Source organism: Streptomyces sp. NRRL WC-3549 (assembly GCF_000721935.1).
Classification (GTDB): Bacteria; Actinomycetota; Actinomycetes; order Streptomycetales; family Streptomycetaceae; genus Streptomyces.
In genome coordinates this window covers 87819-97727 of sequence record NZ_KL585389.1, presented here as the reverse complement: position 1 = coordinate 97727, position 9909 = coordinate 87819, and the positions used below count along the sequence as shown (strand labels likewise).

Sequence of the window (9909 nt, the reverse complement as noted above, 5' to 3'; positions counted from 1 at the left end):
GCGCCCACGCCGTGCAATTCACCGACAACGGCACCGACGACCACCTCTGGAAGCTGCTGTGACCGCCCGCCACCGGACAAAGGAGTACGTCCGATACATGCCGCGCACGCTCCCGGCCTCCGGCCCCGGTGGAGACGGCTGACGGCTCCACCGGGGCCGGCCCTCGTCGCCGCCGCTCCGGTGGACGCCGGTGCCGCCGCCCCGTACTCCTTCGCGTCGCGCAGCTACCCCGGAGAGTACCTGCGCCACCAGGGCGTCCGGGTCCGCCGTGACGCGGACGACGGTTCGGCGCCGCCCTGAGCTCCGGCCGCCCCCGGGCTCCGGCCCGTCCTCCGCGTCCCTCAGGCGTCCCCCATGACCAGGCCCTCGATGGTGTGCTTCTGCACGATGGGGACCAGTCGGTCCACGACCGGGCAGTGCAGGTGCGCCCGGACCCGGGCGGGCAGGGACGACCAGAACGTGCGGGTGACCGCCATGTCGTGGTGGCCGTCGTTGCCCGCGCCCGGGGCGTCGACGCCGAGCACCAGCACCGGCCGGGAGTCCTGGGAGAGGTTGGCCGTCCCCCGGTGGACCGTCAGCGCCGACCGCGCCGAGATGTCACCCCGGCGCGGGTACTTCCGCTCGGCGAGCGCGGCGTAGCGCGGGTAGTCCGCGCGGGGCGGGAACATCGCGTGGCCGAAGCGCGCGTCGTCGTCCCACTGGGTGCCGGGCGCGATCTCGAACGGCCCCATGTCCTCCCGGGTGTCGACGGCGGTGAGGTTGAAGGCGAGCGAGGTCAGCCGGCGCTCCCGGCGGGTCTCCTCCGGCATCGGGAAGTCCCGGTGCCAGGGCTGGTTCACGGCTCCGGCCAGCGGGACGTCGAAGCCCAGCTCGACGATGCGGTAGTCGGGGCCCAGGACCGCCTCGCTGACCGCCCGCACCCACGGGTGGTCGACGAGTTCCACGAATCCGCGCAGCTGCTCGGGGTGGATCTCCACGTAGTACCGGTGGGGTCCGCGGCCGACCGCGCCGCCCTCCCGTCCGCGGGCCTCGGCGAAGGCCGCCTCGATGTCCTCCCGCATCAGGTCGGCCCACTCGGGGGCGAACGCGCCGCGGCACGCGGTGATACCGGCCGTGTGGAGGTCGCGCACGGCCGCTTCGAGGTGCGCGGCGGAGACGGAAGCGGTCACGGAGTCGTGCATGCTGGCAGTCCTTCCAGGGCGGACGACGGGGCGAACGGGCGGCAGGCGAGGGGTGTTCGCCTCGCAGCGGTGCCCGTACCGCCATATTGCAACGTTGCAATCAACGTGGCAAGGGCGTGTGCGGTTCTTTCCGCACGGCGGCTGTTACGGTGCACCCCGAGAAGGACGGGAGCACATCCACCATGGCAGCGAGACTCAAGGACGTCGCCGCGCTGGCGGGCGTCTCCGTGCGGACCGTCTCCAACGTCGTGAGCAACTCCGCGACCGTCGCTCCGGCGACCCGGGACCGTGTCATGGCGGCGGTGGAGGAGCTGGGCTACCGCCCCAATCTCGCCGCCCGCAACCTCCGCCAGGGCCGTACCGGTCTAATCGGCGTCGTCGTGCCCGAGATCCACTCCCCGTACTTCGGTGCGCTGGCCGGTCATCTGATCGACGCGGCCCGACAGCGCGGCTGGACGGTTCTGCTGGAGCGGACAGGGGGCCGGCCGGAGCTGGAGCGGCGGCTGCTGGAGGGCTCGGAGGGCCATCAGGTCGACGGGTTGATCGTCAGCCCGTGGTCGACCTCTCCGGCCGAACTGGCCTCGCTGGCGGGCGGCTTGCCGCTGGTCGTCCTCGGCGAGCTGGAGCCGCACGGCTCGATCGACCATGTCGCCCTGGACAACGTGGCGGCGGCGCGTGCCGCCGCACACCACCTGGCCGGGCTGGGCCGTCGCCGTGTCGCCGCCGTCGGCCTGCAGCCCGCACTCGGTCACGGCACCGCGGAGCTGCGTGCCGAGGGCTTCCGCCAGGGGCTCAGGGAGGCCGGGCTCGGTCCGGTGGCCGAGGTGGAGGTGGCCGACCTGCACCGCACGGAGGGGGCGAGAGCCATGCGCGAGCTGCTGCCGGCCGCCCCCGACGCCGTCTTCTGCTTCAGCGACGAACTCGCCCTCGGCGCCCTGCGGGTGGCCGCCGAGCGCGGTGTTCGAGTCCCCGACGACCTGGTGCTGATGGGCTTCGACGACATCGAGGACGGCAGGTTCTGCGCCCCGTCCCTCACGACGATCGCCCCGGACCGCGCGCAGATCGCCGAGCGCGCGGTGCAGTGCCTGACGGAGCGGGTCCTCGGCCGGCTGGACGCGCTGCCCGGCCGCCGGATCACCGTCCCGCACCGTCTGCTGGTGCGGGAGAGCACCGGGGGCCCGGCCACCCCCGTGTGAGCCGCCCTGTCCGGGCAGCCGGAACCCCCGGCGGCGCGCCGCGTGCGCGCGCCACCGGGAGCGGTCCCGCCGGCCGGGGCCGTTACGGCCGCCGGCCGGGGCCGTTACGGCTTCTCGCCGTCGTGCAGCGCGGTCACCTCCTGGTCGGTGAGCGCCTTGTCGTAGACCCGCACCTGGTCGACGGAGCCGTTCCAGAAATCGGTGTTCGCACCGCCCCACTTCGCGCGGCCCACCGAGAGGGGTCCGGAGCTGACGTCGGCGGACCCGGCGGTCTCCGTCGCGGCGAGCTCGCCGTCGACGTACAGCTTGATCCGGTCTCCGCTGCGGACACCGACGAGGTGGTACCAGTGGCCGAGTTCGGGCTTCACCTCGAACCGGGCCCGGTGGGCCCCCGGGGTGGAGAAGGCGAAGGCACCCTGCCCGTACTGGAGGTAGAAGGGGTTCTCCTGGCGCCGGCCGTCCTGGCTGACGACGGTGGCGTAGTTGCCCGGGAGGGCGTCGAGCGAGGCCCAGGCCGACACGGTGTAGTCGCCGGTGGTGTCGACGACCGGGCCGTCGGTCTGGGCGTACCGGCCGTCACCGTCGAACTTCAGCGCCGAGCCGTGCACCCCGGGCGTCCAGGTCGTGCCCGCGGAGAGGGTGAGGTCCTTGTGGTTGGGGCCGCTGTCGGCGGCCTTGGTGCCCTTGTTCTCGTCGAGGGACCAGGCGCCGCCGCCCTTGAGGGTGTCGCGCTGCCCGGCCGCGGCGCCGGCGGCGATCACCTCGCGGTTGATCTTCCGCACCTTGGCGGGGTCGACCTTGATCTCGCGGCGGTCGTACGTCCACAGGCCGTTGAGCTCGTTCTCCAGGTCGGTCACCTGGGTGTAGATGGAACCGGAGAGTTCGGCGCCGGCCGCCTCCAGGTAGTACGTGCGGGTGTTCTCGACGTACTTGGCGGTCAGGGCGTCCTTGTCCGCGACACCGCTGTAGATCGCGGTGGGCGCGCCGGGCCACATGTGTCCGGGCATCCGCAGGGTGAAGCCGCCGTGCTCCCCGTCCATCGCGGCACGCTTGTCGTCCGGGAAGGCCGGGTCGGTGTTGTTGTAGTCGTGGTGGTCGATGATGTCGCCCTTGCCGGAGTCACCCTTGGAGTTGCAGCAGTTGACACCGCTGTGGGCGTTGACCACCCGGGAGGGGTCGGCGGCCTGGACCCGCTCGGTGATCTTCCCGGTCTCGGTGCGGTCCCACTCGCCCCAGCCCTCGTTGAAGACGATCCAGGCTCCGATCGAGGGGTAGTTGTGCAGCTGCTCCATCATCTCGGCGCCCTGGTCGAGGAAGGCCTTCTGGCCCTTCTCGCCGGTGATGTCCCCGGAGACGAAGTCCTGCCAGACCAGCAGTCCGAGCTTGTCCGCGTGGTAGTACCAGCGGGCGGGCTCGACCTTGATGTGCTTGCGTACGGAGTTGAAGCCGAGGTCCTTCTGCGCCTTCAGGTCGAAGACCAGGGCCGCGTCGCTGGGGGCCGTGTTCAGGCCGTCGGGGTAGAAGCCCTGGTCGAGCTGGGCGAGGGAGAAGAACGGCTTCCCGTTGAGCACCAGCTTCTGGTAGCCGCCGACCTCGGCGACGCCGAAGGAGCGCATCCCGAAGTAGCTGTCGACGCTGTCCTTGGAGCGGCCGTCCTGGAGGGTGACCTCAAGGTCGTACAGGTAGGGGTCGTCCGGCGTCCACAGGTGCTGCTTCGCCACCGGGAGGCTCAGCTCGCGGTTGGCCGCACCGGTGACCTTGCCGACGACCTTGCCCTTCTTGTCACGGGCGACGGCGGTGATCCGGGCCGACTTCGAGGCGTCCTGCGAGTGGACGGTCAGGGCGAGCCGACCCTTGTCGATGTCGGGCGTGGTCGTCAGGGAGTCGACGGCGGCCGGGGCGACGGGCTCCATCCAGACGGTCTGCCAGATACCGGACGATGCGGTGTAGAAGATGCCGCTGGGGTTCGCGGACTGCTTGCCCGTGGGCTGGTCGGCTCCGGTGGTGTCGGTGACCGCGACCACGATCTCCTGGGTGCCGCTGCCCCGGAGCGCGTCGGTGATGTCGGCGCTGAAGGCGGTGTAGCCGCCGGTGTGCTCGGCGACCCGCTCGCCGTTGACCCAGACCGTCGCCTGGTAGTCGACGGCGCCGAAGTTGAGCTTCAGCCGGTCGCCGTCGCGCTTGCCGACCTTCCAGTTCTTGGGGACGGTGACGAGCTTGCGGTAGAACATGTGGTCTTCGTGGCGCTCGATCCCGGAGAGCTGCGACTCGACCGGGTAGGGCACGGTGATGCGCTCGCCGAGCTTCTTGCCGAAGGCCGGCTTCTCGCCCGCCTTCGCCCCGGCGAACTCCCAGGGCCCGTTGAGGTTCTGCCAGCGGTCGCGCACCTGCTGCGGGCGGGGGTACTCGGGCAGCGGCTTCTTCGCGTTCACCTTCTCGCCCCAGGGGGTGAGCAGGCGCTGGGTGGAGCGGTTCTCGGCCCGGCGGGTGATTGCGGGGACCTTCTCGCCTCCCGCCTTCAGACCGCCTTCTCCGTCGTAGGCGAAGCGGACCCGCTGGTCCTTCTGGACGGCCTCGGCCAGGGTGACGACCAGGCTCCTGGAGTCGCCGGGGGCCTGGGCCACCGACTTCACGGGCATGGGGGTGGTGTCCGCCTCGACGGTGAGGTGGTCCTTGACGGCCCGGACGTCACGGACGGGGCCGTCAAAGGTGGCGCGCAGCTTGCGCCCGTCCTCGGCCAGGCGCAGGGCGACCGGGTAGACCTCGAAGTCGGCCGGCGGGGTGAACGCCGACTCGGGCACGATCTGCTTGGCGAGCTTCGGGCTCGACCAGCGGAGGAACATGTTCGCCCCGCCGGTGTCCTGGAACATCTCCAGCCTGAAGTCGTGGCGTTCGCCGGCCTTCAGCGTGAGCGGCTTGCTGGTCTGCTCCTTGTCCCAGTCCGGCTCCCAGTGGTCGATGACGGCCTTGCCGTCGATGAAGAGCCGGAAGCCGTTGTCACCGATGGCGTAGAAGGTGTAGTCCCCGGTCTCCGGGGCCTCGATCTGCCCGGTCCAACGGGCGGTGGTGTGCTCGGTCTTCCCCGTGGTCGACTGGAACTCACCGGTCAGGCCGGGGAAGTTGATGTCGGGGTCGAGCGCCACACCGCCGAGTTCGGCGAAGTCCCGGGCGCCGGGCGCCGACATGGCGAAGTACTCGCCCTTCAGGCCGTGCACCTCCGTGACGGGGTTCTTCGCCCCGAAGGCCGCTCCGGTGGCGCTCGCGGACGCCGGGGCGGGGGCGGCGGCGGCCGGGACCAGGGTGGCCCCGACGGGCAGCAGCAGCGCTGCCGTACAGACAAGCGTTCTCAACAGGGTGCGGTGACGGGCTGGTTGTCGCATCAAGGCGTCGTCCTCATCGAAGAAGCCGTAGTGCCTCTGACCGCGAGGCACTGCACATAGTCGAACATTGAGCCACAGCCCCAAACACCTGACAACGGTCGTGCACGGAGATTTTTCAACGATAGAAAAACGGCGGCCGTCCGACCCCACGCCCCGGCCCATCGAACCCCGGTGTGTGGACGGCATGGGCGCACCGGGGTGCGGTACGGGCTCCACGGGACGGCTGCCGTGGCAGATCCGCAGCTCCGGTGGCCTGTTCGCGGTTGGGCCGGTCGGTGGGCCGGTAGCTCAGCGGGCCGCCCCGGGCGACCAAGCGGGCGCCCGTCCAGGACCGGCCGCTCGGGCGCCCGCCGCCCCGGACGGCGTCGATGTACGAATGTGTGGACCGAGCGCGGAGAAGACGTACCAGGTGGACAGGGTGCCGAGGTCGTCGTCGCCGGGCGGACCGCGCGGGCCGGTGCCGTACACCGTGTCCACGGTCTCCCGCACGGCCTCCTGGGTTCGACCAGGGCCCGTCCGGCACCTGCTTGAGAACGCTGTCGGAGCAGAGGGGGCCGTCCCCGCCCTTCCTTGCCGTGGTGCGGCCGAGCGCAGGTCTCCAGGGCGTGCGGGGGAATGCCGGGGACGGAGGCGCCCGGTGAACGAGCGGTGAGCCGGGCCGCGGAGCGCGCCGCCTGACACCATGGGGGGCCAGGACCGCCCCGGACCGTGGAGAGCGCCATGATTCGCTGGACGTACGCCTTCATCGACCGGCCCGCCGCGGCCGCCGACCGGGCGACGGCCTTCTGGGCCGCCGTCACGGCGACACGTGCCTCCGCCCCGTGGGGCGAGCGGGGCGAGTTCAGCACCCTGCTCGCCGAGGGGGCCGACGCGTGTCTGGCCACGCAGGCCGTCGGCGGGGCGGGCGGCGCGCACCCGGACCTCGCGGTGGACGACATGGCCGCCGTGACCGTGCGCGCAACCGGACTGGGCGCCGTCGTCGAGTCTCGGCGGCCGGAGCTGACGGTGCTCCGCTCGCCGGGCGGCATGCCGTTCTGCCTGGTGCCCTGGCGCGGGCAGCGGTCCAGGCCGCCGGTGGTCGCCGGGCCCGGCGGGGTACGCAGCCGGGTGGACCAGCTCAGCCGACGTGGCACCGGACGCCTTCGACGCCGAGGTCGCCTTCTGGACGGAGCTGACCGGCTGGGAGTCGGCCCCCGGAGAACGCGAGGAGTTCCACGTACTGCGGCCGTCCCTCGATCTGCCGGTCCATCTGATCGTGCAGCGCCTGACCGCGCCGCGGCCCGCCTCGGCCCACCTGGACGTGGCCTGCTCGGACCTCGACGCCGGCCGGAGGTGGCACGAAGGGCACGGCGCCGTGTTCGTCCGCCGGGGCCCCGCCTGGCTGGTGATGCGGGACCCCGCGGGGGGCGTCCACTGCCTCACCCGGCGTGACCCGGAGACCGGCGAGTAGGGGAGCCGGTCTCCGGGGCGGTGCGGTGTCGCGATATCCGCGCCAGGCGTGGTGACGGCCGGCCGGGGCGCGGTGGGCTGTAACCGCCGCGGACCTGACCGCGTGCACGGAGTCGGTCTGCTCCGCTCCGTTCACGACCGCGCGCACGGGTGGTCGGCAGTGGCGGGGGCGTCCGCGTGGAAGTAGCTGGTCGAGGCGGTGACGGGCGAGGAGTCGGCCTTGGTGCCGACCCGGTGGACGTCGAACGTCACGTTCTCGGGTCGGTAACCCAGCCGGCGCCGGCCGACGAGGTTCCCGCTGCCGGTCTGGACGCCCACGACACCGCGGTCCAGCGCCTCGGCCTGCCGGGCGGTGGCGGCCTGCGCGGTGGGTCAAAGGGCGGTTCGGGCAGCGGCGAGCGCTCCGCGGTGGGTCGCCGATCAATGCGCGGCGGCGCGTGGGCGGTTCGGGGTGGGGAAGCGAGGCTCCACGCGAGACACCTTCCGCGCGGGGGCGGGTCATGCCCCGTCAGTTGCTCCCGGGCGCCGGAGGGTTGCCGCCGCCTTCCGCTCTTCGCCGGCCGTGGCGCGCGTACCGACTCCGGCCGCACGCGCCGCGGCGTGCAGCGAACGCAGGGCGAGCAGCAGGAAGCCGATGTCGTCGAGGTAGACGGGGTCCGGCAGCAGGTCCACCGGGGAGACCGTGTAGATCACCGCCGCCCAGACCAGAGCCTTGTCACGGAGCGGGATCCCCGCGTCGACGAGCAGCTTCCTGGCCCTGAGGACCCGGATCAGGAGGACGGCGGCGGTGCCCGCCAGAAGCAGGGCGACGAGCGCGCCGAGGAGAAGCCAGACCGTGGTGTCGTCCATGGCTCATCGTCCTCCCGTCCGGGCTCTGTGGCCCGCTGATCTCATCCGTGGCTCCTGGCCTGTCGGCGCGAGCGGCGCTTCAGGGCCCTGCGCTCCGTCTCCCCGAGGCCGCCCCAGACGCCCGAGTCCTGGCCGTTCTCCAGGGCCCACTCCAGGCATTGTTCCCTGACGGGGCAGGTACGGCAGACGGCCTTGGCCTCCTCGGCCTGGACGAGGGCCGGCCCGGTGGTGCCGATGGGGAAGAAGAGGTCGGGGTCCTCGTCGCGGCAGGCCGCGTGCATGCGCCAGTTGTCCATGGTCTCTCACTCCCTGTGTGCCGGGGTCGTGCCGGACGTGTACACCGTGCGGGTGACCGTCATCGGGCCGTCGAAACCACCGCGGGGCCGGGACTCACGGTGCGGACGGGTCGTAGGGAAGGGGCGCGCCGGGGTGCGGGGCGGCGGCGCACGCGCCGTCGAGGCGGACGCGGTAGTCCGTGACGGCGTCGGGGTCGTCGACGACGTCCGCCCGGGCTCCGGGGGCCTCCAGGACGGCCCGGTCGCCGATCTCGGGGACGGGCACGCGCAGCAGGTACAGCGGCGGCACGGCGGTCAAGGGGTGCGGCGGGGCGTCGAGGGGGACGATCTGGACGGTGAGGTGCGGCCGGTCCGCGGCCCCGGCCAGCACGGCCCGCTGCTCGGCCATCACCCCTGCGTCCCCGACCCGGGTGTGCAGCGCGGCGGCCGGCAGCAGGGCCCACAGGGTGGCACCGCGTTCGGCCAGCCGTCGCTGCCGCTGTCCGAGCAGTTCCACCCTCCGCTCGCGCCGCGCGGGGGTGTCGGCGGGGTACCGGGTGCGGTGGAGGGCCGCCGCGTAGGCCGGGGTGCGCAGCAGTTCGGGTACGAGTGCCGGGTGCCAGGTCCGCACGAGGCTCGCGGACGACTCGATGCCGATGACCTCCTGCTGCCACGGCTCCATCGCGTCCCGCCACTCGTGCCACCAGCCGGGCAGGTTCGCGGCGCCCAGCCCCGTCATGATCGCCTCGGCCTCGGCGTCGGGGACCTCGTAGCGGTCCAGGAGTGCGCGCACCTGGCGGGCGTCGAGTCCGGTCTCGGCGCGTTCGATGCGCCGTACGGTCGCGGGGTGCGCGTCCAGGGCGCGGGCGGCGGCCTCCAGGCTCACGCCCGCGCGTTCGCGCAGCATGCGCAGGCGTGCGGCCAGGACTCGGTGCTCGACCGTGGGACCGGAGCGGGGCCTCATGACGGTTGCCTTCCCGGTGGGTTCCGGATCGGAGGGACTCAAGCATTCTGTCGCTTGCAAAGTATGCGCTTTGCGCCGAGAGTACATACATGTCGGAAATAGCCACGTGTGCTCGGCGCGCCCCGGAGGACGCCGGCGGCCGGAGCGCACAGACATGGTGGGTCCCCCGCCTCCCCGAGGGCGTCCCCGAGGCCAGGCACCGCGCGCAGGAGGCGATGCGGGGCTGGGGCGAACCCGATGAGCGCGTCGAGACGGCCGCCCTGGTCGTGACCGAGCTCGTCACGAACGCGGTGCAGCACACGGCCGGGCGGCGGATCAGGTGCCGTCTCCTGCGGTCCGCCGGCGGGGTGCGCGTCTGCGTCTGGAACCGCGGACGGGCGCGTGTGCCCTCGCCGTCGCGGCCCCTGGACGCCGGCTCCGCCCCTCCCGGGCCCCGGGCCCCGCTCCCCCGCCGGCCCGGGCCGCACTCCGGCCGCGTCGCCCGGGGCGGAGCTGCCGGGGGTACGCACGCCCCCGAGGACATGGACGGCTTCGACCTGGCGTCGCTCTCCGAGGGCGGCCGGGGGCTGCTGCTGGTGGAGGTGCTGGCGGCCCGCTGGGGGACGCGCACCAGCC

At 72.9% G+C, this 9909-nt stretch carries 8 protein-coding genes and 3 pseudogenes; 4 read left to right on the top strand and 7 right to left on the bottom strand.

The features are described from left to right. Positions 1-204 precede the first annotated feature (204 nt). Positions 205-291, top strand: a pseudogene (locus IH13_RS46040) (AbfB domain-containing protein); the annotation flags it as partial. Between the two features lie 50 nt (positions 292-341). Here the strand turns inward: IH13_RS46040 and IH13_RS0107810 are convergent. Continuing rightward, entirely contained in the window at positions 342-1181 is an 840-nt protein-coding gene (locus tag IH13_RS0107810; RefSeq protein WP_031082272.1) for a phytanoyl-CoA dioxygenase family protein, read from the bottom strand. A gap of 182 nt (positions 1182-1363) precedes the next feature. On the opposite strand from IH13_RS0107810, the gene IH13_RS0107805 reads away from it, so the two are divergent. Beyond that, the gene (locus tag IH13_RS0107805) at positions 1364-2377 is read left to right on the top strand and encodes a LacI family DNA-binding transcriptional regulator (RefSeq protein ID WP_031082271.1); all 1014 of its coding nucleotides are present in this window, start codon (positions 1364-1366) and stop codon (positions 2375-2377) included. A 104-nt stretch (positions 2378-2481) separates the two neighbouring features. On the opposite strand, the gene IH13_RS0107800 is transcribed toward IH13_RS0107805, so the two are convergent. After that, a complete protein-coding gene (locus IH13_RS0107800; RefSeq protein WP_031082270.1) occupies positions 2482-5757 on the bottom strand; it encodes a LamG-like jellyroll fold domain-containing protein in 3276 nt (1091 codons plus the stop codon). A gap of 288 nt (positions 5758-6045) precedes the next feature. Then, positions 6046-6441 carry a glycoside hydrolase domain-containing protein gene (locus tag IH13_RS40570; RefSeq protein WP_082317544.1) on the bottom strand — a complete coding sequence of 132 codons (396 nt, stop codon included), beginning with the start codon at positions 6439-6441 and terminating at the stop codon, positions 6046-6048. 36 nt (positions 6442-6477) lie between these two features. Between IH13_RS40570 and IH13_RS36945 the strand changes: the two are divergent. Further along, a pseudogene (locus tag IH13_RS36945) lies at positions 6478-7207 on the top strand (VOC family protein). Between the two features lie 84 nt (positions 7208-7291). Here the strand turns inward: IH13_RS36945 and IH13_RS43360 are convergent. The 4 genes and pseudogenes from IH13_RS43360 to IH13_RS0107775 form a co-directional block, all read right to left on the bottom strand. Further along, positions 7292-7575: pseudogene (locus tag IH13_RS43360) on the bottom strand (rhamnogalacturonan lyase); the annotation flags it as partial. 129 nt (positions 7576-7704) lie between these two features. Next, positions 7705-8055 carry a YkvA family protein gene (locus tag IH13_RS0107785; protein WP_031082266.1) on the bottom strand — a complete coding sequence of 117 codons (351 nt, stop codon included), beginning with the start codon at positions 8053-8055 and terminating at the stop codon, positions 7705-7707. 41 nt (positions 8056-8096) lie between these two features. Then, complete coding sequence (locus tag IH13_RS0107780; protein ID WP_014044322.1) at positions 8097-8351, bottom strand: WhiB family transcriptional regulator; 255 nt, start codon at positions 8349-8351, stop codon at positions 8097-8099. 94 nt (positions 8352-8445) lie between these two features. After that, the gene (locus IH13_RS0107775) at positions 8446-9294 is read right to left on the bottom strand and encodes a helix-turn-helix domain-containing protein (protein ID WP_031082263.1); all 849 of its coding nucleotides are present in this window, start codon (positions 9292-9294) and stop codon (positions 8446-8448) included. A 215-nt stretch (positions 9295-9509) separates the two neighbouring features. Here IH13_RS0107775 and IH13_RS0107770 point away from each other — a divergent pair. Beyond that, positions 9510-9909, top strand: a 400-nt coding sequence (locus tag IH13_RS0107770) for an ATP-binding protein (protein ID WP_031082261.1), incomplete at its 3' end; no start/stop codon positions are given.

Coding starts and splice junctions, on each gene's coding strand:
- IH13_RS0107800 (WP_031082270.1), bottom strand. CDS start 5,757: ATGCGACAACCAGCCCGTCACCGCACCCTGTTGAGAACGCTTGTCTGT.
- IH13_RS0107780 (WP_014044322.1), bottom strand. CDS start 8,351: ATGGACAACTGGCGCATGCACGCGGCCTGCCGCGACGAGGACCCCGAC.
- IH13_RS0107810 (WP_031082272.1), bottom strand. CDS start 1,181: ATGCACGACTCCGTGACCGCTTCCGTCTCCGCCGCGCACCTCGAAGCG.
- IH13_RS0107785 (WP_031082266.1), bottom strand. CDS start 8,055: ATGGACGACACCACGGTCTGGCTTCTCCTCGGCGCGCTCGTCGCCCTG.
- IH13_RS40570 (WP_082317544.1), bottom strand. CDS start 6,441: ATGGTGTCAGGCGGCGCGCTCCGCGGCCCGGCTCACCGCTCGTTCACC.
- IH13_RS0107805 (WP_031082271.1), top strand. CDS start 1,364: ATGGCAGCGAGACTCAAGGACGTCGCCGCGCTGGCGGGCGTCTCCGTG.
- IH13_RS0107775 (WP_031082263.1), bottom strand. CDS start 9,294: ATGAGGCCCCGCTCCGGTCCCACGGTCGAGCACCGAGTCCTGGCCGCA.